This window comes from Mesorhizobium sp. P2_B11, assembly GCF_056404855.1.
Map to the genome: position 1 here is coordinate 236,006 of NZ_JBFUDF010000004.1, position 21,642 is coordinate 257,647.

Genomic DNA, 21,642 nt, shown 5'->3' on the forward strand with positions numbered 1-21,642 from the left:
CACGATCTGTTACCGTTAGCCTTAATGCGTGAACAGCTCCGTTCCGCATCGCCATATTCGCGCCGCAACCCCTTATGCAGCGCCGAATATCGCCTGGCAAGCTGGTCCCGGCCTTACGCCAGCAAGCTGTGGAATTCGTTTTTTCAGGAGGCTAGACGGTCGAGCCGGCCGGTTTCCGGGTCGATCCCGTATTCCTTGAGCTTGCGGTAGAGCGTCGAGCGGCCGATGCCGAGACGGCGGGCGACCTCGCTCATCTGACCGTTATAGTGGTCGATGGCGAGCTTGATCATTTCGAGTTCGACATCGGCCAGCGCGCGCACATTGCCGCGCTCGTCCAGCGCCCTCAGCGTGCCGAAACGCTGAAGCAGCCTGGCCGGAGGTTCGAGTTCGGCAGCGACGGGTCCGACGTCATCAGCCTGCGCGCTATCGCCTTGCGACTCGCTGCTCCAGGCCATGACGGCGTCGGGCCGGGCCGAGTCGGCATCGAGATTGACTGTGCCATCGACCTGCGCCCGGATCTGCGGGAATTCGTCTGGTGTCAGCACGTCGCCCTCGGCAAGCACCGAGGCCCGGAACACGGCGTTTTCCAGCTGCCTGATGTTTCCCGGCCAGTCATAGGCCTGCAGCATGGCCAATGCGGCTTCCGAAATGCCGTGCAGGCGATGGCCCGCCGGCGCCACCTTGTCCATGAAATGCTTGACCAGATAGGGGATGTCGTCGCGCCGGTCGCGCAGCGGCGGCACAAAGATCGGGTAGACGTTCAGCCGATAGAACAAATCCTCGCGGAACTTGCCGTCCTTGACCTGCTGCAGAAGGTTGCGGTGCGTGGCCGAGATCAACCTGATATCGACCCTCACCGTGGCACGGCCGCCGACCGGATCGACCTCGCCGTCCTGTACGGCGCGCAACAGCTTGACCTGAACGTCGAGCGGCAGATCGCCGATCTCGTCCAGGAACAGCGTGCCAGAATGCGCCTCGACGAACTTGCCGGTGTGTTTTTCGGTGGCGCCAGTGAACGAGCCCTTCTCGTGGCCGAACAGGATCGATTCGACCAGATTGTCGGGGATGGCGCCGCAATTGACGGTGACGAAGGGTTTTGAACGACGATCACCGGTGCCCTGGATGGCGCGCGCCACCAGTTCCTTGCCGACGCCCGATTCGCCCTCGATCAGGATCGGGATGTTGGAGGCCGCCGCCTTCTGGCCGAGGCGGATTACCCGGTCCATCGCCGGGCTGTGCGTGATCATGTCCTTGAAGGTCAGGTGGCCGCCGCGCCGCCGCGACGTGCGCTTGACCTCGTCCTCGACCGCCTCGACCTTGAGCGCGTTGCCGATCGCGGTCTGCAGCCGGTCGGGAGATGCCGGCTTGACGACGAAATCGAAAGCGCCGTGGCGCATCGCCGAAACCACCGTCTCGATGCCGCCTTGCGCGGTCTGCACGATGACGGGAACCGTGATGCCGCGCTCTCGCATCGCCTTCAGCACGCCGATGCCGTCGAGGCCAGGCATGACCAGGTCGAGGATGACCGCCGACACATCGCGCGCGCCGGGTCCGTCGAGGGCCTCCAGGCCGGCCTCGCCGCCATCGGCAACGATAGCGCTGTGGCCGAATTTCGACACCGCCGCCTCGAGCAGCCGGCGCTGCACGGGATCGTCATCGACTATGAGAATGGAACCTGTCATGACTGATTTGAGTTGTCCGCCCGGGAAATTCCCATGGATCATCCTGGCACAGGGTTCTAAACAAGGTTTCAAAAAACCCGGTGAATGAATTCCTTAGGATTTGACCGGCTTGCCCTTTCCCCTTGATTCCAGAAGGTAATTGTTGATGCGCAGGATTCTCGGTCGGCAGCTTGCGGCGGCGGCGTCCGGTCAGGGCGCGGCGGAACTCGGCGACCTGCCGGAATGGAACCTCGGCGATCTCTATTCAGGCATGGAGGCGCCCGAGCTGAAGCGCGACATCGCGAAGGCGGCGGCCGACGCCGTCGCCTTCGAGAACCGCTGGAAGGGGACGCTGGCCGCGGAGGCCGAGCGCGGCAGCGCCGGCAAGCTCGGCGAGGCGCTGAGCGCCTATGAGGCGCTGGAAGAACTGATCGGCCGCATCGTCTCCTATGCCGGCCTGGTCTATGCCGGCAACACCGCCGATCCGCAGCGCGCCAAGCTCTATGGCGACATCCAGGAGAAGATGACCGACGCCAGCGCGCATCTGTTGTTTTTTGCGCTGGAGCTGAACCTGATCGACGACAAGGCGCTCGAAGCAGCCCTTGCCGCCGACGCCGGCTTTGCCCACTACCGGCCCTGGGTGGTCGATCTCAGATTGGACAAGCCCTACCAGCTCGAGGACCGCGTCGAGCAGCTTTTCCATGAGAAGTCGATTACCGGGCGCGGCGCCTGGAACCGCCTGTTCGACGAGACGATGACCGATCTGCGCTTCGACATAGACGGCGAGGAGCTGACGCTGGAGCCGGCGCTGAACCGCCTGCAGGACGCCGACGGCGAGGTGCGCCGCCGCGCCGCCGAGGCGCTGGCCGCAACCTTCCGCAAGAGCCTGCGCACCTTCACGCTGATCACCAACACGCTGGCCAAGGACAAGGAGATTTCCGACCGTTGGCGCGGCTTCGAGGACATCGCCGATTCACGCCACCTCGCCAACCGTGTCGAGCGCAGCGTGGTCGATGCGCTGGCGTCGGCCGTGCGCGAGGCCTATCCGCGCCTGTCGCACCGCTACTATGCGATGAAGGCACGCTGGCTCGGCATGGATGTGATGAACCACTGGGACCGCAACGCCCCCTTGCCCGAGACACCGCAGGCAGTGATCCGCTGGGACGACGCCAGGAACACCGTGCTGTCGGCCTATCAGCGCTTTTCGCCTGATATGGCGGAAATCGCCCGCGTCTTCTTCGACCGCAACTGGATCGACGCGCCGGTGCGGCCCGGCAAGTCGCCCGGCGCCTTTGCGCATCCGACCGTGCCTTCGGCGCACCCATACGTCCTGCTCAACTACATGGGCAAGCCGCGCGATGTGATGACGCTGGCGCATGAGCTCGGCCATGGCGTGCATCAGGTGCTGGCCGGCGGCCAGGGCGCGCTGATGGCCTCGACGCCGCTGACTTTGGCGGAGACCGCATCTGTCTTCGGCGAGATGCTGACCTTCCGTTCGCTGCTCGACCAGACCACCGACAAGCGCGAGCGCAAGGCCATGCTCGCCCAGAAGGTCGAGGACATGATCAACACCGTCGTGCGCCAGATCGCCTTCTACGAGTTCGAGCGCAAGGTGCATGCCGAGCGCAAGAACGGCGAGCTGACCTCCGACAAGCTCGGCCAGTTCTGGCTCGAGGTACAGGCCGAAAGCCTGGGGCCGGCGATCAAACTGCGTGAGGGCTACGAGGTCTTCTGGACCTACATCCCGCACTTCATCCACTCGCCCTTCTATGTCTACGCCTATGCCTTCGGYGACTGCCTGGTGAACTCGCTCTACGCCGTCTACCAGAACGCCGAGCACGGCTTCCAGGACAAGTATTTCGAGATGCTGCGGGCCGGTGGCACCAAGCATCACTCCGAGCTTCTCGCGCCCTTCGGCCTCGACGCCACCGACCCCGCCTTCTGGCAGATCGGCCTTGGCGTGATCGGCGGCCTGATCGACGAGTTGGAAGCGCTCGACAGTTGACGTCACCCACCCGTTGGACCGGTGGCGCAAAGCGACAGGTTCGGCGGCCGCCTCGACTTTGAGAAATCGCAGAACAGTTTAGCCGGAATGCATGTGACGGCAGCTCTGTTCTTGTTCTAAATACCTGTTCTTGAAGAACTCTCCGGTGAAATTTTCCGTTAGCTTTCCAGAAGCCGTATGATAGCTTTCCGACTGAAGCTCAGCCGGGCGCGCGGCTCAGGCCGGACAGCATCCCGGCCCATGGCAGCGGTCTGGCGAATGCGACAGCGACGGTTGGCAATGGGCGGGAAAGCCGAGCGCCGGCAGTCGACGACAGACCGGCTGTTCCCTGAACCGCCGAACCACCATTGGATGATCCTTGTCTGCCAAGGTCATGACTTGAGGCGGCGGCGGACGGATCCGACTGGAGAGAGACGATGACCTTCTTCTACATTGTCCTGGCGTTCCTTGTAGGTTTGTTGGTTGGCTGGTTTATCTGGGGCCGGCTGCGCGGCGAGCTTGACAGCCTGCGCGGCGACCTCGACCGCACCCGTAGCGAGCGCGACAGGCTGCGCGCCGATGCCGATCGTCTGACCGGCGAACTCGACGCCTGCGGCAAGACCCGCGCCGATCTCGAACGCCGGCTGCGTGAAACGTCTGCTCCATCGGCCAAGCCCTCGGCGCCGGCAGCGCTGGTGTCCACACCCGCAACGGCCAAATCCGCTCCGGCCGCGAAGCCGGCCGCGCCCGCCAAGCCCGCAGCGGCCAAACCTGCCGCCGCCAAGCCAGCTGCGGCCAAGTCCGCGGCCGCCAAGCCGGCTGCCAGCAAACCTGCCGCCGCCAAGGCGAGCGCCGCTCCGAAGCCCGCAGCTTCAAGGCCGGCCGAAGCCCCGAAGGAGGCTGCCCCGACAGCTGCGAAGGCCGATAATCTGCGCCGCCTGATCGGCATCGGCCCGGTCAACGACAAGCTGCTCAAGGGCCTCGGCGTCACGACCTACGCCCAGATCGCCGCCTGGACGGCGGCCGACGTCAAGCGCATCGAGGACACGCTGAATTTCGACGGCCGCATCGCCCGCGAAAAGTGGATCGAACAGGCCAAGCTGCTTGCCGCCGGCGACGAGACGGAGTTCGCACGCCAGTTCCCGACCGCGGGGACCGCCAACAACACCTGACCCCGATCATCGGCGATAAGGCCGACAAGGCGGCGCCTTCGGGCGCCGCTTTTGTTTTCGCAAGCGCCACCGTCTTTGCGCCTTGCGACGCCGCTCCCTCGATTGCACGCCGCCCGCCCCCCATATAGAGCGGTTCTGGCGTCATCGACCGCAGCACCCGAGCCCCATGCCCCTGCCCTCTGCCATCTTCCGCAACGACGAAAGCGGCCGTCAGCTGGTCTTCGACCGCCCGGCCGACATCATCGTCGCCCATGATGCCAAGGATTTTCTGCCGGCGCTGGCTGCCGCGCAGGCGGCGTCGGACGCCGGCAAATGGCTGGCCGGCTACTTCTCCTACGAAGCGGGTTATTTGCTCGAGCCGAAGCTGGTGCCGCTGCTGCCCGCGGGCCGCCGCGCGCCGCTTGTCTGTCTGGGTGTCTTCGATGCTCCCGTCGAAGAGGCCGTGCCGCGCGCCGCCGCGCCGGCTACCAATGGCCCCATCTTCGACGCCAGGGCCAGTTGGTCCGCCCAGGATTACGCCAAGCGCTTCACACGCCTGCACGACCACATCCGCAAGGGCGATTGTTACCAGGGCAATCTTACGTTTCCGGTCCATGCGCAGTGGTCCGGCGACCCGCTCGCCGCCTTCGACGCGCTGACCGGTCGCCAGCCGGTCAAATACGGCGCGCTGATTTCGCTCGGTGATCCGATCGTCCTGTCGCGCTCGCCCGAACTGTTCTTCGAGATCGACACCGAAGGCATGATCGAAACCCATCCGATGAAGGGCACCGCACCGCGCGGCGCCACCAAGGCCGAGGACGCGCGGCTGAAGGCATTCCTGCGCAATGACGAAAAGAACCAGGCCGAAAACCGGATGATCGTCGATCTCCTGCGCAACGACATCTCGCTGATCAGCGAGGTCGGCACGCTGGAGGTGCCGGAACTGTTCCGCATCGAGAGCTACCCGACCGTCCACCAGATGGTGAGCCGTGTGCGGGCGAAGCTGTTGCCTGACCTCGGCATCCGCCAGATTTTCGCGGCTCTGTTCCCCTGCGGCTCGATCACCGGCGCGCCAAAGATCCGCGCCATGGAAATCCTGCATGAGCTGGAAGCCACGCCGCGCGACGTCTATTGTGGTGCCATCGGCTGGATCGCGCCCGGCGGCACGATGCGATTTTCCGTGGCGATCCGCACCATCTCGCTCTTTTCCAGCGGCGACGCCGTCTACAATGTCGGCGGCGGCGTCGTCTTCGATTCGACGGCCGAGGAGGAGTATCAGGAGTGTCTGCTGAAGGCGCGCTTCGCGACGGGAACACCGCCGACTTCGAGCTGATCGAGACCATGCGCTGGGAGCCCAGCCAGGGTTTCCTGCGCTTCGAACGTCATCTTGCGCGCCTCTACGGCTCGGCGGAAGAACTGGGCTTTGCCTGCGATCCGCAGCGGGTCGGCGAGATATTGGCGCACACTGTCGGGGCGCAGCAGACGGTGCTGCGCACCCGGCTCGTCCTGCAGCGTAATGGTGAGGTGACGGCCTCGGTCCAGCCTTACGAGCCGCTCGCCGCCGACAAGGTCTGGCGACTGCAACTGGCGCGGGTTCGGCTCAATTCTGGCGATACCCTACTACGTCACAAGACCAGCCGCCGGCAGGTCTATGTCCATGCCCGCGCCGAATATCTGATCACCCAGGCCGACGAGGTGCTTTTGGCCAATGAGCGCGGCGAGATCTGCGAAGGCACCATCACCAATGTGTTCGCCGATTTCGGCGATGGCATGCTGATGACACCCCGGCTCGACTGCGGCCTGCTGCCTGGCGTATTGCGCGCCGAGCTTTTGGACGAAGGCCGCGCCCAGGAAGCCATCTACAGCTATGACGATCTGCAGTCCGCCAAGGCTATCTATGTCGGCAACTCCCTGCGCGGCTTGATCCCGGCAACATTGGCCTGATACGAAGTTGCCGCGAGAGTGACCGCCGCCGGACTGGACCTCACCCAAGCATGAATTCTCGCCTGCCCACGCACACGCCTTATGATGGCTCGTCAAAGCTCTTCACCATCGGGCTGAAGCCGCTCGAGCTCGACAAATGGATCGAGGTCGACGGACACCTCATCGACCATCTCGCCGAAAAGCGGCGGCTCTATGCCGAAATCCCCGGCAAAGTGTTTGTCGAGGAGAACGGCACGCGCGACGCCCAGCGCGAAGTGCGCGACCTCATCGAAGCGCATCTGCTGGCGACATTTCCTGAAATCTACAGGCGCACGGCCGCCGGGATCGAGGTGATTGGCGCCGAAGGCAACAAAGCCGATCTCTTCAGCGACGCCCCGCTGGTCGCGGCCTCGCTGCTCGTTCAGGAAGACCTGATCCTGATGCGCCGCGATGACAGCGGCTGGCGGCTCGCCGCCGGCTCGCTGTGCTTCCCCTCATCCTGGTTACTGGTCGAAAAATTCGGGCGGCCGCTGCAGGAGATTCACGCACCGGTGCCGGGCTTCGGTCCGGGCACCAGGCCGGCCGAGCTTATCAACCGCATGTTCGACGGCCTCCAGGGTCAGGCCGTCGAGCGCTTCAACTGGTCGATCCAGGCCGACGACGCGCTCTATCATCCGCTCTCCAATGTCGAGCGCATCGACCGCGCCACCAACCGCCCGTCACGCTTCCCGGATGGCGACGTAAAGGCGCACGCCTTCATCCGCGTCGAGCGCCAGACACTGCGCAAGCTGCCCGTGTCGCGCGACATCCTGTTCACCATCCGCATCCATCTCGACCCGCTGAAGGTGCTGGCGCGGCACCCGGACCGGGCAACGCTTGCCGCCTCTTTCGCCGCGCAATTGCTGACCCTGGATGAGGCTCAACTCGACTACAAGGGCATGACCGCTGACCGCGACCGCTTGGTCGAGCGACTTGGAGCGATGTTCTAGTCAAAAGCGCGAACGACTAGGCCATACGCAATATTTGACGCGTAGTTTGCAGCGGACACTTCAGCTGATCTTAACAGCCGACGTTCAAGAATGAGAGAGGAGGCCTCCAAAAATGCCCTTTTCTCTTCTTTGGTTTGCGCTGGCTACGGTGTTCTTTGTAGTCCAGATCACCACCATCGGATCCATAATTATTATGTTTGGCGGCGGGCTTTTGTTGCTCGTGCCTGTCAACGCAGGCTTCATTTCACTGGCACTGGAATCAGCTTTTGGACGAGTAAGCCGATGGTGGCTTTTGGCTCCTTGTCTTTGGTTTGGCGGCTACGCGGTGCTGGCCGTCATGAGTCAAACGGCTTTCGACAAGCTCTCGACCGACCTGGCTCAGAAAAACGGGAGGACCCACCTGGCGTTCTCGCCGGAATCCGACATCTTGCTAGTCAAGAACGATTCCGGAAGGTTGGGATACGTGGCCAATAAATTGGTCGAATTCTACGATCTGCCCGTGGCCTACGAATCGAACAGCGGATTCCGCTCGACCTACGCGTTTCGCGTTGGAAGCAAGGAGTCATGTTCGCGGGTTTTCGAGGACCTTAAGGCCGGCAGTACCGGGGTTTATGCACAAAGAGTTAGACAGTATCCTGAACTGCGCTACGGTTCCGGCGATTTCGAATATGTGAAAGATCTCTGTATTCTTCATTCACGAGAGCAACCGACGCAGTCCACTTACGCCGTCACATCCAAGGGAAGGGACGAAGGTGGCTTCCTGGTCCCATTCTGGTTGGAAGAGATTGATGTGACCGCTCCCGGCGGGCAAACAATCCAGCTCAGCCGCGGCGCTGGCGCGCCCTACAAATGGTGGCCCGCAATCGTAATCATGCCGGGATGCGAAGGCACAGGACATTGCAGCGTCGGCTTCCTGCGGCAACCAAATCGGTGGATTGGAGGGCCCGATCCGGATGCCCTGAACCAAGAGAGTGCCGCCCCGGTGATTGCCCAAGCGCTTGGGCTGAAGTTCTCACCGGCTAGCCTGAACCGCCAAAGGTTCGAGAATGCCGCCATGCCCCAATCCATCAACGCCCCCAACTAGCAGATCATTCACTGAGCTCGAACTGTATAAGGGCATGACCACTGACCGCGACCGGCTGACGGGCGTCCTTAACCACATGGCCACTGACGGCTAGAAGCGGGTTGGCGCTTTTCACTGGTTTGTGACAATGATCTGTGATGTAGCGCATGAGCACCGGGCGAAATGCCCGGTTTTGTGCGTGTTTTCCCGGCTTTTGCGGGGTCTTTTGAAGGAGTGCTCGATAAAATGGCGAATGAAAACTGGCCCGTTTACGGTGAAATCACCGGCCCTGTCGTGATGATCGGCTTCGGTTCGATCGGACGGGGAACGCTGCCTCTGATCGAGCGCCATTTCAAGTTCGACAAGTCGCGCATGACGGTCGTCGACCCGCTCGACACCGACCGCAAGCTGCTCGACGAGCGCGGCATAGCCTTCGTCCAGGAACATGTGACCGAGAAGAACTACAAGAAGCTTTTGACCCCGCTTTTGACCAATGGCGGCGGCCAGGGCTTTTGTGTCAATCTGTCGGTCGACACCGGCTCGGTCGACCTGATGCGGCTCTGCCGCAAGCTCGGCGTGCTCTACATCGACACCGTCGTCGAGCCCTGGCTCGGCTTCTACTTCGACGCCAAGGCCGACAATGCCAGCCGCACCAACTACGCGCTGCGCGAGGCGATGATCAAGGAAAAGCACGACAAGCCCGGCGGTGCGACGGCGGTTTCGACCTGCGGCGCCAATCCGGGCATGGTGTCGTGGTTCGTCAAGCAGGCGCTGCTGAACCTTGCCGGCGATCTTGGCCTCGAATTTTCCGAACCGGCGCAGGACGACCGCGACGGCTGGGCCAGGCTGATGAAGAAGGCCGGCGTCAAGGGCATCCACATCGCCGAGCGCGACACCCAGCGCACCAAGAAGCCGAAGCCGATGAATGTGTTCTGGAACACCTGGTCGGTCGAGGGCTTCATCTCGGAAGGCCTGCAACCGGCCGAGCTCGGCTGGGGCACGCATGAGAAATGGATGCCGAAGAACGGCAAGGAGCACAAGCATGGCTCCAAGGCGGCGATCTATCTCGAACAGCCCGGCGCCAACACGCGCATACGCTCCTGGTGCCCGACGCCAGGCGCGCAATACGGCTTGCTGGTAACCCACAACGAGGCGATCTCGATCGCCGACTTCTTCACCGTGCGCGGCAAGAAGGGCAAGGTCCAATACCGCCCGACCTGCCACTATGCCTATCATCCCTGCAATGACGCGCTGCTGTCGCTTGACGAAATGTTCGGCGCCGCCGGCAAGCCGCAGCCGGTCCACCATGTGCTTGATGAGAACGAACTGGTCGACGGTGTCGACGAGCTCGGTGTGCTGCTCTACGGCCACGACAAGAACGCTTACTGGTATGGCTCGCAGCTGTCGCTGGCCGAAGCCCGCAAGCTGGCCCCCTACCAGAACGCCACCGGCATGCAGGTCACCTCGGCCGTGCTCGCCGGCATGGTCTGGGCGCTGGAAAACCCGGAGGCCGGCATCGTCGAGGCCGACGAGATGGACTACAAGCGCTGCCTGGAAGTGCAGTCCCCGTATCTCGGGCCGGTCAAGGGCTACTACACCGACTGGACGCCGCTCGATAACCGTCCGGGTCTGTTCCCGGAGGACCTCGACAAAAACGACCCGTGGCAATTCCGCAACATCCTCGTCCGATAGCGGTTCCATACCCCTGCCTCACTGCCTTGCAATCGCCCGGAAATCGGGCGATTGAAGGGATGCGGACGAGAGCAGTGTGCGCCCCCTGGGGCGCACGAGGGACCGCTCTGGAAACTTGAGGCCACGCACATCGTGCTTCCCAAACGTCGTTTGGCGATTGGGCCGATGCGTCAGGAGAGGATTTCATATGACGATTGCGCGCAAAATTCTTTCGGCAGGCGCGGCGGGCGTTCTTGCGACGATGCTTGCCGCCTGCACCACCGGCGGTTCCGACGGACCGCCGATCGCATCGCAGCCGCGAGGCGTCGAAGGCTCATGGCTGAACGCCGAAGGCAAGGCGGTCTCGACCTTGAACGGTGGCGTCTTCACCACCGTTTCGGCAGAGACCGGCGAGAAATTCGCCAATGGCAGCTACACCAAGACCGGACCCACCGCGGTCGAGATCAACGGCACCTCGCTGATCCGGCAGCAGCCGATCGCTTTCAACTGCTTGCTGGTGTCGATCAACCAGCTGAATTGCACCAGCTCTGCCGGTCAGAACTTCGTGCTGACCAGGCGCGGCTGAGCCTGTCTCATACGGCCTTGCGAAAAGGCGGCGGCGCGATGCCGCCGCCTTTTTTGCGCCGGCAAACCGATGCCGATTTCGCCCGCCCTGATTCCTCTTGCATCGCCACAACCGCGATGTGAACATGCTGGAAAAGCTGGCTGTTATCCTGCAGTCAAGCAAGAGCGTTGAACGCTTTGATCAAGGTTCCATCCGGGAGACGAAGATGAAGAAGCTCGCTGCCATTGCCGCCCTTTCTGCCTCGACGCTTGGCCTGTCGGCCGCACCATCCTTTGCCGACTACACGCTGAACATCCTGCATTTCAACGACTGGCACAGCCGCATCGAAGGCAACAACAAATATGAGTCGACCTGCTCGGCCGAGGAGGAGACCAAGGGCGAATGCATCGGCGGCGCCGGCCGGCTGGTCACCGCGATTGCCCAGGAGCGCAAGAAGCTCGAAGGCCAGAACGTGTTGCTGCTCAATGCCGGCGACAGCTTCCAGGGCTCGCTCTTCTACATCACCTACAAGGGCACTGCGGAGGAAGAGTTTCTCAATCAGATCAAGCCCGATGCGGTGACGCTCGGCAATCATGAGTTCGACGATGGCGAGAGCGCGCTGGTGCCTTACCTGGACAAGGCGCAGTTCCCGGTTGTCAGCGCCAATGTCGTGGCCAACGACAAGTCCGGCGCCGCAGGCAAGATCAAGCCGTCGATCGTGCTCGAGGTTGGCGGCCAGAAGATCGGCATCATCGGTGCCGTCACCAACGACACGCCGGAGCTGTCCTCGCCCGGCCCCAACATCACCATCGCCGACGACGTCAAGTCGATCACCGCGGAAGTCGAGAAGCTGAAGGCGCAAGGCGTCAACAAGATCATCGCCGTCACCCATATCGGCTACCGGCGCGAACGCGATGTCATTGCCAAGATCCCCGGCATCGATGTGGTCGTCGGCGGCCACAGCCATTCGCTTCTGTCCAACACCGACCCGAAGGCTGAAGGCCCCTACCCGACCATGGTCGACAACCCCGACGGTTTTAAGGTGCCGGTGGTGCAGGCGGCGTCCTATTCGAAATATCTCGGCGAGTTCAAGGTCGTGTTCGACGACAATGGCAACGTCAAGGAAGCCAGCGGCGATCCGATCTTCCTCGACAAGTCGATCACGCCTGATCCCGCCGTGCTTGCCCGTATCAAGGAACTCGGCGCGCCGATCGAGGCGCTGAAGAACAAGGAAGTGGCCGAGACCACCGAGGCCATCGACGGCAGCCGCGAGAATTGCCGCACCAAGGAATGTGCGATGGGCAACCTCGTCTCCGACGCCATCCTCGACCGCGTCAAGGGACAGGGCGTCGAGATCGTCGTCTCCAATGGCGGCGGCCTGCGTGCCTCTATCGACAAGGGCACCGTGACCATGGGCGAGGTGCTGACCGTGCTGCCGTTCCAGAACACGCTGGCGACCTTCCAGATTTCCGGCAAGGATCTGGTTGCCGGGCTGGAAAACGGCGTCAGCCAGGTCGAGGACGGCGCCGGCCGCTTCCCGCAGGTGGCAGGTCTCAAATATTCCTTCGACAGGTCGGTTGCGCCCAATGCCGGCCGCGTCAAGTCGGTCGAGGTGATGGAAGGCGGCGCCTGGGCGCCGATCAACCCGGACAAGGACTATCTGGTCGCTACCAACAATTACGTCCGCCAGGGCGGYGACGGCTACAAGGTCTTCGCCGACAAGGCCAAGAACGCTTATGATTTCGGCCCCGGCCTGGAACAGGTGGTCGCCGACTATCTCGCCGCGCACCGGCCCTATACGCCCAAGCTCGACGGCCGCATCACCGAGATCGCGGCAACCGTAGCCGCGGCTCCGGCCGCCGAACCGGCCAAGCCTGCCGAACCGGCACCTGCTCCAGCCGAACCGGCAAAGCCTGCCGAGGCAGCTCCAGCAGCGGAGCCGGCGATGCCCGCTTTGCCGGCAGGATCCGGCGACATCACCACCACGCCGCCGACTGTCCCGGCGGAAACGGCCCCGGCGGCTGCGCCTGCCGAACCGGCCAAACCGGCAGAGGCAGCTCCTGCCCCCGCAACGCCCGCCCCCGCCGAGCCGGCAAAGCCGGCCGAGGCCAGCCATGTCATCGTCGCCGGCGACACTTATTGGGACCTGGCCAAGAAGGCCTATGGCGACGGCGCCAAATGGAAGGTGATCTCCGAGGCCAACAAGGGTTACGAGCCACGCCGGCTGCCTGTCGGCGCGACGCTGACCATCCCGCCGGCGGCCAACTAGAGCCGCCAGAAATCCGCAACACCCGTCCGGTCAGCCGGGCGGGTGTTGCTTTTCCGGACAGGTGCGGCCAGACGTGGCATTGAAAACGGGCGCGGCACCGTTAGTTTCGCGGCGTGTCCGGAGAATTGCCATGACGATTGACCCCAAAGCCGCGAAAGCGCTCGGCCCGCTGCCGGCCGGACATCCGCCGGTCAAGGCAGGCAAGATCGGCGTCATGCTGGTCAATCTCGGCACGCCCGACGGCACCGATTTCAAGCCGATGTGGCGCTACCTCCGCGAATTCCTGTCCGATCCGCGCGTCATCGAGCTCAACAAGGCGATCTGGTATCCGATCCTCTATGGCCTGGTGCTGACGACGAGGCCGAAGAAGTCCGGCGCCAACTACGCCAGGATCTGGAACCGCGAGAAGGACGAGTCGCCGCTGCGCACCTACACCCGCGCCCAGAGCGAGAAGCTGACCGAGACGCTGCGCGACCTGCCAGATGTCGTCGTCGACTGGGCGATGCGCTACGGCAACCCGTCGACCGCGAGCGTCGCGCAAAGGCTGGTCGACCAGGGCTGTGACCGCATCCTGTCCTTCCCGCTCTATCCGCAATATTCGGCGACCACCACCGCGACCGCCAACGACCAGCTGTTTCGCGCGCTGATGAAGATGCGGGCAGCACCGGCGGTCCGCAGCGTGCCGCCCTACTATGACGAGCCGGTCTATATCGAGGCGCTGGCGCGTTCGATCGAGCGGCATCTGGCGACCCTCGATTTCGAGCCGGAGGTGGTCATCACCTCCTATCACGGCATCCCGAAGCCCTATTTCGAGAAGGGCGATCCCTATCACTGCCACTGCCAGAAGACGACACGGCTGTTGCGTGAACGACTGGGGTGGGATGAAAAGAAACTGATCATCACCTTCCAGTCGCGCTTCGGCGCACAGGAATGGCTGCAGCCCTACACCGACAAGACGGTCGAGAAACTGGCGAAGGACGGCGTGAAATCGATCGCCATCGTCAACCCGGGCTTTTCCGTCGACTGCATCGAGACGCTGGACGAGATCGGCCGTGAGGCGGCCGAAACCTTCCATCATGCCGGCGGCGAGAAATTCGCCCACATCCCATGCCTCAACGACAGTGCCGAGGGCATGGCGGTGATCGAGGCGATGGTGCGGCGCGAGCTATCGGGCTGGGTCTGAGCCCGCCACGTTGAGGCGATCGATCGCCTCTGTCGCGCTCTTCCATCCACTAATAATCAGCGATCACCTGATTGTAACATTATTGAAACACACCTAAGTGTTTGGTGAAGTCGGCTGCATGGAATCAACGCCATGGCCGGCATCTGAGGGAGATTCAAATGGACTTCAGTGGTTTCGGTATTGCGATTGGTGCACTTGCCTTTCTGGTGTTGGTGCTTCTTATCAAAGGCATCCGGACAATCCCGCAAGGTTATAATTATACCGTGGAGCGGTTTGGCCGTTACACCAAAACACTGAGCCCGGGCCTCAACCTCATCGTGCCGTTCGTCGATCGTATCGGCGCCAAGATGAACATGATGGAGCAGGTGCTCGACGTTCCGAGCCAGGAAATCATCACCCGCGACAACGCCATTGTCGGTGTCGACGGCATCGCCTTCTACCAGATCCTGAATGCCGCGCAGGCCGCCTACCAGGTCGCCGGCCTGGAGAACGCCATCCTCAACCTGACGATGACCAACATCCGTACCGTCATGGGCTCGATGGACCTCGACGAATTGCTGTCGAACCGCGACGCCATCAACGAGCGCCTGCTGCGCGTCGTCGATGAGGCGGCGCATCCGTGGGGCATCAAGATTACCCGCGTCGAGATCAAGGACATCAACCCGCCGGCCAACCTCATCGAATCGATGGGCCGGCAGATGACGGCCGAACGCAACAAGCGTGCGCAGATCCTTGCCGCCGAAGGCCTCAAGCAGTCGCAGATCCTCGAGGCCGAAGGCCGCAAGGAAGCCGCCTTCCGCGACGCCGAAGCGCGCGAACGCTCGGCCGAGGCCGAAGCGCGCGCCACCCAGGTTGTGTCGGAAGCCATCTCCAAGGGTGACGTGCAGGCGCTCAACTACTTCGTGGCGCTGAAATACACCGAAGCGATGGGCAAAATCGGCACCGCCAACAACAGCAAGGTTGTGCTGATGCCGATGGAAGCCTCGGCGCTGATCGGCACGCTCGGCGGCATTAGCGAGATCGCCAAGGAAGTGTTCCGCAGCGAAGGCACCGCCGGCGCCGCGCGGCAGGCCGCCCGCCCTCCGGTGGTTCGCCCAAGCGAGAATTGAGGCTAGGCGAGAACTGAGATCATGGGAGCATGATCCCGAAAAGTGGGAACCGGTTTTCCCAGACAAACGGGAACCGTTTTGTCCAGAAGATCATGCTCTCAAACAAGAACTAGGAGCATACTCCCATGTTCGACCGCATTATCTCTGAACTTGGTCCGTGGAACTGGATGGTACTGGGCCTCGTCCTCCTGGTGATGGAGGTCATCGCGCCAGGCATCTTCATGCTGTGGATCGGTATCGCCGCATTGGTGATCGGCCTGATTTCGCTGCTCATCTGGGACGCAAGCTTCTGGACCTGGGAAATCCAGGTCCTTGCCTTCCTGGCGCTGTCGCTGGTCTCGGCCTTCGCCGGCAAGAAGCTGGTTGGCGGGCGTCATGACGCGACCGACCAGCCGCTGCTCAACCGGCGCGGCGCGCAGCAGGTCGGCAAGATGGCCACCCTTGCCGAACCGATCAAGGACGGCCGCGGCCGCATCAAGCTCGGCGACACGCTGTGGCGCGTGTCGGGTCCCGACCTGCCGGCCGGCACACAGGTGCGTGTCGTCAGTTCGGCCGACACCGATCTGGAACTGACGGTCGAGGCTGTCTAGATTTTCAGACAGCACCGACGCGCAAGATGTGTCGAGATTCAGGTCAGGCCGAGTCGAAAACGCTGGTTTCCGAGAACCGGAGCGGAGCGTACTTAAAGTACGTGAGCACCGGAAGCGCAGGAAACCTGCGTTTGCAGACCGGCCTCACCTGAATATTGATACATCTTAGGCGGCGCCGATGCGCAGCAGATCATGCAGATGGACCAGTCCCACTGGCCGCCTGCCCTCGACCACCATCAGGCTGGTGATGGCCGAGTTGTTGATGGCCTGCAGCGCCGTCGCCACCAGCGTGTCGGGGGTGGCCGTCTTCGGCTTTTTCGTCATCACCTGATCGACGCTCATCTCCATGAGATTGCTGCCGATATGGCGCCTGATGTCGCCATCGGTGATGATGCCTACCAACGCGCCGTCGGCCGCTGTGATGGCCACGCAGCCGAAGCCCTTGCTCGACAATTCCAGGATCGCCTCGCGCATGCCGGTGCCCGATGCCACCAGCGGCAGCCTGTCGCCGACATGCATGATCTCGTGGATCTGCGTCAGATTGGCGCCGAGCTGGCCGCCGGGATGGAAGGTGCGGAAATGGTCGGGGGTGAAACCGCGCGCTTCGAGCAGCGCGATGGCCAGCGCATCGCCGACGACCATTTGCAGCAGCGTCGAAGTCGTCGGCGCCAGGCCGTGCGGACAGGCTTCCGGCACAGACGGCAGAAGCAGCACCACGTCGGCTGCACGCGCCAGCGCCGAGGTCGCGCCGGCGGTAATCGCGATCAGCGGGATCGAGAAGCGCCTGGAATAGGCGACGATGCCCATCAATTCCTTGCTCTCGCCGGACCATGACATGGCGATGATGGCATCATCCCTGGCGATCATGCCGAGGTCGCCATGATTGGCCTCCGCCGGATGGACGAAGAAGGCGGGCGTGCCGGTCGACGCCAGCGTGGCGGCAATCTTGGAGCCTATATGGCCGCTTTTGCCGACGCCGGTGACGATAACCCGGCCATCGATGCGCGAGATAATGTCGACGGCTTGGGCGAAGGGTTCGGCCAGTCCGTTTTCCAGCGCAGCGGCCAATGCCGCCACGCCGGCCTGTTCCGTGGCTACCGTTCTCAGCGCCGAGGCGATCGAAGCCTGGCTGTCCAGAGGCTTCTTTTCTGGGGGTCCCGCATGCATGGCTGATGCGATTAGCGCGTTGCCGTTCGCCTGTCCAACAGAATTGCCGTCCGGCCAGGTCTGACAGGCACCCCTTCAACCTCCCGTTAACCATCCCCGTTTACGGTTCGGTAAGTATGGCGCGCTTGCGCCGCGCAAGCAGTGGTGACGATGTCGCGGGCCCTTCCTGAAAAGAAAAAAGGTCGAACGGGCAGAGCTTTTTGCGCTCTGCTCTTGGCGACGAGCGTGCTCGCTCTGCTGCGGCCAACTGCGCTTCATGCCCAGGAAACCGAACTGCGCGGCGAGGTCTCGGAATCGGCGATTCTGTCCGACCAGCAGCGCCGCGCCAGGCAATTGAGCAAGGCCAACACGCAGGTCAAGCCGGCGCCTGCCGACACCACCCCCACGGAAAACACGCCAACCGCCTATGTGCCGGCCAGCGATGGCGCCTTGCCTGACGACACCGACCCATCACAGGCCGGCGCGAACAGCATTTTCGACCAGCCGGCAGCCACCGACGACTCGTTCGCCGATCAGCCGCCAACCGTCAAGCCACGCCGACCATCGACGGCAAAACAGCGCGCCGCCGATGCAGACAAGACCAAGGATAAAACCAAGGCTGCCGACAAGAAGAAGCCTGGCCAGACCACGGACCAGACCACGACCGGAACAACGCCGACCGACACAACGACAGCCGATACGGATCAGGATACGGCCAACCGCCGCGCCCTCACCGTCGACAGCGTCGACTGGCAGAAGCTCGATCCTGGCGCCGAGCGCACCGACGCCATCGAAGGCCAGAAGAAAAAGCCCGAGGACGACCCGTACGCGGCAACCGGCATCAAGGTCGGCTCCTTCCTGCTGCGGCCGACGCTGGAGCAAGGCGTTACCGTCACGTCGAACGCCGATTCCAGCAGCGGCGGCAAATCGGCGGTGCTGTCCGAAACCGCGCTGCGTTTCTCCGCCGCCTCAGACTGGCGCGAGAATTCGGCGGTCATCGACGGCTACGGCACCTTCCGCAACAGCATTTCTGGCCAGAAGATCAATGAGGGGCGCGGTCGTATCGAAGGCACGTACAATGTCGACCTCGACAATGAACTGCGCGCCACCGCCAAGCTCGGCTACGAGATTGCGCCGGAATCGGCCTCCTCGCCCGACGCCATTGCCGGCGTCACATCGCAGCCGAACCGCCAGACCATCGATGGCAGCCTCGCCATCAAGAAGGATGTCGGCAAGCTCAGCTTCGCGCTGACCGGCGCGGTCTCCCACGACATCTATGGCGATGCCAAGCTGACCAACGGCACCATACTGTCGCAGAAAGATCGCGACTCCACGCTTTACACGGCGACCTTGCGCACCGGCTACGAGATCTCGCCCGCCATCACACCTTTCGCCGAAGTCGAAGTCGGCCGCCGCGCCTATGATTTACGTCACGACTCGGGCGGCTTCGAGCGGTCATCCACCCGGCTTGGCGCGCGCGCCGGCGTCGAAGTCGACATGGGCGAGAAACTGACCGGCGAGTTCTCGGCCGGCTGGCTTCGCGAAGCAATCGACGACAAGAGCCTGGAGGCAAATGCGGGCCCGTCCGTGAACGCCGACCTCAAATGGTCGCCCGAGCGCGGCACCATCATCGGCCTCACCGGGCAGACCACCATCGAAGGCACAACGGCCGCCAACGAGAGCGGCGACATCCTCTATTCCGGCCGCCTCACCGGCGAGCGGCAGATCCGCGCCGACCTGACCGGCAACGCAGCCCTTGGCCTCGACTGGCGCAATTACACCGGCTCCGACGGCCATGACATGACGCTGAGCGCCGAGGCCGGGCTGACATGGTGGCTGAACCGCTATGTCGGCCTCACCAGCCGCGCACGCACCGAAAAGCTGACCAGCAATCTGCCCGGACGCAACTATGTCGCCAACAGCATCTACCTCGGGCTGAAGCTGCAGCGCTGACGCCTGGACGGCAAGGCTAGAACGCCGCGCCGCGACGTTCCGACGGCTTCATCTCATCGAGCAGCGTGCGGATGACGCCGGCCATGTTCTCGTTCATGTCGCTGCGCCACAGCGCGAAGGCGACATTGGCCTCGACAAATCCTTCCGGCGACCCACAATCGAAGGTGCGGCCCTGATAGTGGTAGCCGAAGAAGGGCTGCTGCTTTTCAAGCTTTAGCATCGCGTCGGTGAGCTGGATCTCGTTGCCAGCGCCCTTTTCCTGGCTTTCGAGGATCGTGAAAATCTCCGGCTGCAGGATGTAGCGGCCGTTGATGTAGAGATTGGACGGCGCCGTGCCGGTCTTGGGCTTCTCGACCATCTCGGTGATGCGGAAGCCGTGATGCGTGTCCTCGCCGCGGCCGACAATGCCATATTTGTGGGTCTCGGCCGGATCGCATTCCTGCACGGCGATGATGTTGTTGCCGGTCTCCTCATAGAGTTCGACCATGGCCTTCATGCAGCTCTTTTCCGACTGCATGATCATGTCGGGCAAGAGCAGCGCGAAGGGCTCGTCGCCGACCAGTTCGCGGGCGCACCAGACGGCATGGCCGAGACCCATCGGCACCTGCTGGCGGGTGAAGGAGGTCTGCCCCGGCGCCGGCTGCAGCCGCTGCAGGCGGGCCAGCTGCTCGTCCTTGCCGCGCTGGGCGAGTGTGTCATAGAGCTCGAACTGAATATCGAAATGGTCCTCGATGACCGCCTTGTTGCGGCCGGTGACGAAGATGAAATGTTCGATGCCGGCCTCGCGCGCCTCATCGACGACATACTGGATGACCGGCCGGTCGACGACGGTCAGCATCTCCTTGGGGATGGCCTTGGTGGCCGGGAGGAACCGCGTGCCGAGACCGGCGACCGGGAAAACTGCCTTGCGAACTCGCTTCATGCGTCAATTATCCGTTTGAGAGCCTGCTCCGCAATCCCCGGCGCGCGACATTTTCGCGCCGGAATTGTGGATTATCGGGCGATTGGGGGAAACATCAACCGGTAAAGCATCCAGCTGTCTTTTCGTTCCAGGCGCCGCCTATGGTAAACTAATTCCTAACCCGGTTCGGCGATGAATGGTCTTTCCTGAGATAGAGAAGGAGGAAAAGATGTCCGTTCGCAGTGCCGCAAAACTCTTTACCAGCGTCCTGACGGCGGCCAGCCTCTCGCTCGCCTTGCTGATGCCGACCGGACCGGCCTTTGCCGATGCCGGTTTCCGGCAATGGGTCGCCGGCTTCCGCGCCACCGCTGTTGCCGGCGGTGTTTCCGGCGCGGTCTACGACCAGGCGTTCCGCGGCATCAACGAACCCGACCCGGTGGTGCTGGAAAAGGCCCGCACGCAGCCTGAGTTCAGCGCGCCCGCCTGGGACTATTTCGACAACCGCGTCCATGACCAGTCCGTTGCCGTCGGCCAGCAGATGGCCAAGAAATGGAAGCCGTGGCTGGACCGGATCGAGGCAAGGTTTGGCGTCGACCGCTACATCCTGCTCGCCATCTGGTCGATGGAATCGAACTACGGCGAGATCCTCAAGCGCAACGATATCATGCGCAATGTCATCCGCTCGCTGGCGACGCTCGCCTATGGCGACCCGAAGCGCTCGAAATTCGCCCGCACCCAATTGGTCGCGGCGCTGAAGATCCTGCAGAGCGGCGACATCGACGAAAGCCACCTGATGGGCTCCTGGGCCGGCGCCATGGGCCAGACCCAGTTCATCCCGACCAGCTACCAGCATTATGCCGTCGACATGGACGGCAACGGCAAGCGCGACATCTGGAATTCGATCCCCGATGCGCTGGCGACATCAGCCAATCTGTTGAAGAAGAATGGCTGGCAAGGCGGCAAGACCTGGGGCTACGAAGTCACCATTCCGGCCGGCAAGCTGCCCGCCGGCTCGAAGACGCTGGCACAATGGCAGGCGCTTGGCGTCGCCAGGGCCAATGGCAAGCCGTTCAAGAACGCAACCGACAAGGCGACGCTGAAAGTGCCGGACGGCCGCGGCGGACCGGCCTTCCTCATGATCAAGAACTTCTCCGTCATCAAGGCCTACAACAACGCCGACAAATATGCCCTCGCCGTCGGCCTTCTTGCGGACGAAATCGCCGGCTCTAATGGTTTGGTGCAGGACTGGAAGCGGCCTTTCACCAAACTCTCCTTCGAGGAAAGGCAGGAGTTGCAGAAGCGGCTTTCGCAGCACGGGCTGTATGACGGCAAGTTCGACGGCAAGATCGGTGACGGCACGAAAACGGCCATCATGACCTATCAGGCAACCGTCGGCTTGACCCAGGACGGGTATCCGAGCATGGAAGTGCTCAAATGGCTCAGAAAGAAATAGGGCCAGCTACCGCGCCGCGCATTTGCCGCGC

The 21,642-nt window shown here is 63.0% G+C and carries 17 protein-coding genes; 14 read left to right on the forward strand and 3 right to left on the reverse strand.

The annotated features are described in order from the left end of the window. Positions 1 to 143 precede the first annotated feature (143 nt). Positions 144 to 1,682, reverse strand: a complete 1,539-nt coding sequence (locus tag AC1DYJ_RS14735) for a sigma-54-dependent transcriptional regulator (RefSeq protein ID WP_477286220.1) — start codon at positions 1,680 to 1,682, stop codon at positions 144 to 146. 145 nt (positions 1,683 to 1,827) lie between these two features. On the opposite strand from AC1DYJ_RS14735, the gene AC1DYJ_RS14740 reads away from it, so the two are divergent. From AC1DYJ_RS14740 to AC1DYJ_RS14795, 12 genes are all read left to right on the forward strand, one after another. Then, positions 1,828 to 3,666 (forward strand): M3 family oligoendopeptidase, encoded by a 1,839-nt coding sequence (locus AC1DYJ_RS14740; protein ID WP_477286218.1) that lies wholly within the window; start codon positions 1,828 to 1,830, stop codon positions 3,664 to 3,666. A 416-nt stretch (positions 3,667 to 4,082) separates the two neighbouring features. Further along, positions 4,083 to 4,817, forward strand: coding sequence for a proton-conducting membrane transporter (locus AC1DYJ_RS14745; RefSeq protein WP_477286216.1), 735 nt, complete (start codon positions 4,083 to 4,085; stop codon positions 4,815 to 4,817). A gap of 166 nt (positions 4,818 to 4,983) precedes the next feature. Then, the gene (locus AC1DYJ_RS14750; RefSeq protein WP_477286214.1) at positions 4,984 to 6,129 is read left to right on the forward strand and encodes an aminodeoxychorismate synthase component I; all 1,146 of its coding nucleotides are present in this window, start codon (positions 4,984 to 4,986) and stop codon (positions 6,127 to 6,129) included. Then, positions 6,078 to 6,740, forward strand: a complete 663-nt coding sequence (locus AC1DYJ_RS14755; RefSeq protein WP_477286212.1) for an aminotransferase class IV family protein — start codon at positions 6,078 to 6,080, stop codon at positions 6,738 to 6,740. Before AC1DYJ_RS14750 ends, AC1DYJ_RS14755 begins: the two co-directional genes overlap by 52 nt. A 50-nt stretch (positions 6,741 to 6,790) precedes the next feature. After that, the gene (locus AC1DYJ_RS14760) at positions 6,791 to 7,708 is read left to right on the forward strand and encodes a heme-dependent oxidative N-demethylase family protein (protein ID WP_477286210.1); all 918 of its coding nucleotides are present in this window, start codon (positions 6,791 to 6,793) and stop codon (positions 7,706 to 7,708) included. A 112-nt stretch (positions 7,709 to 7,820) separates the two neighbouring features. Beyond that, the gene (locus AC1DYJ_RS14765) at positions 7,821 to 8,792 is read left to right on the forward strand and encodes a hypothetical protein (RefSeq protein WP_477286208.1); all 972 of its coding nucleotides are present in this window, start codon (positions 7,821 to 7,823) and stop codon (positions 8,790 to 8,792) included. A gap of 225 nt (positions 8,793 to 9,017) precedes the next feature. Then, positions 9,018 to 10,463: a homospermidine synthase gene (locus AC1DYJ_RS14770; protein WP_477286206.1), complete on the forward strand. Its 1,446-nt coding sequence runs from the start codon at positions 9,018 to 9,020 to the stop codon at positions 10,461 to 10,463. Between the two features lie 187 nt (positions 10,464 to 10,650). After that, positions 10,651 to 11,028, forward strand: coding sequence for an outer membrane lipoprotein Omp10 (gene omp10, locus AC1DYJ_RS14775; RefSeq protein ID WP_477286205.1), 378 nt, complete (start codon positions 10,651 to 10,653; stop codon positions 11,026 to 11,028). Between the two features lie 205 nt (positions 11,029 to 11,233). After that, positions 11,234 to 13,276 (forward strand): 5'-nucleotidase C-terminal domain-containing protein, encoded by a 2,043-nt coding sequence (locus AC1DYJ_RS14780; protein WP_477286204.1) that lies wholly within the window; start codon positions 11,234 to 11,236, stop codon positions 13,274 to 13,276. A 130-nt stretch (positions 13,277 to 13,406) separates the two neighbouring features. Next, a complete protein-coding gene (hemH, locus tag AC1DYJ_RS14785; protein ID WP_477286202.1) occupies positions 13,407 to 14,459 on the forward strand; it encodes a ferrochelatase in 1,053 nt (350 codons plus the stop codon). A gap of 158 nt (positions 14,460 to 14,617) precedes the next feature. Next, positions 14,618 to 15,568, forward strand: a complete 951-nt coding sequence (locus AC1DYJ_RS14790) for an SPFH domain-containing protein (protein ID WP_112559280.1) — start codon at positions 14,618 to 14,620, stop codon at positions 15,566 to 15,568. Positions 15,569 to 15,693: 125 nt separating this feature from the next. Beyond that, the gene (locus AC1DYJ_RS14795) at positions 15,694 to 16,158 is read left to right on the forward strand and encodes an NfeD family protein (protein ID WP_477286200.1); all 465 of its coding nucleotides are present in this window, start codon (positions 15,694 to 15,696) and stop codon (positions 16,156 to 16,158) included. 165 nt (positions 16,159 to 16,323) lie between these two features. Here AC1DYJ_RS14795 and AC1DYJ_RS14800 read toward each other — a convergent pair whose 3' ends face one another. Further along, positions 16,324 to 17,325 carry a KpsF/GutQ family sugar-phosphate isomerase gene (locus AC1DYJ_RS14800; RefSeq protein WP_477286198.1) on the reverse strand — a complete coding sequence of 334 codons (1,002 nt, stop codon included), beginning with the start codon at positions 17,323 to 17,325 and terminating at the stop codon, positions 16,324 to 16,326. 150 nt (positions 17,326 to 17,475) lie between these two features. Here AC1DYJ_RS14800 and AC1DYJ_RS14805 point away from each other — a divergent pair, with 150 nt between their 5' ends. Continuing rightward, positions 17,476 to 19,257: an outer membrane beta-barrel protein gene (locus AC1DYJ_RS14805; protein WP_477286196.1), complete on the forward strand. Its 1,782-nt coding sequence runs from the start codon at positions 17,476 to 17,478 to the stop codon at positions 19,255 to 19,257. A 16-nt stretch (positions 19,258 to 19,273) separates the two neighbouring features. Here AC1DYJ_RS14805 and galU read toward each other — a convergent pair whose 3' ends face one another. Further along, positions 19,274 to 20,179, reverse strand: coding sequence for a UTP--glucose-1-phosphate uridylyltransferase GalU (gene galU, locus AC1DYJ_RS14810; RefSeq protein WP_192254541.1), 906 nt, complete (start codon positions 20,177 to 20,179; stop codon positions 19,274 to 19,276). A gap of 208 nt (positions 20,180 to 20,387) precedes the next feature. Between galU and AC1DYJ_RS14815 the strand changes: the two genes are divergently transcribed. After that, positions 20,388 to 21,611 carry a lytic murein transglycosylase gene (locus AC1DYJ_RS14815; protein ID WP_477286194.1) on the forward strand — a complete coding sequence of 408 codons (1,224 nt, stop codon included), beginning with the start codon at positions 20,388 to 20,390 and terminating at the stop codon, positions 21,609 to 21,611. The last annotated feature ends 31 nt before the right edge of the window (positions 21,612 to 21,642 follow it).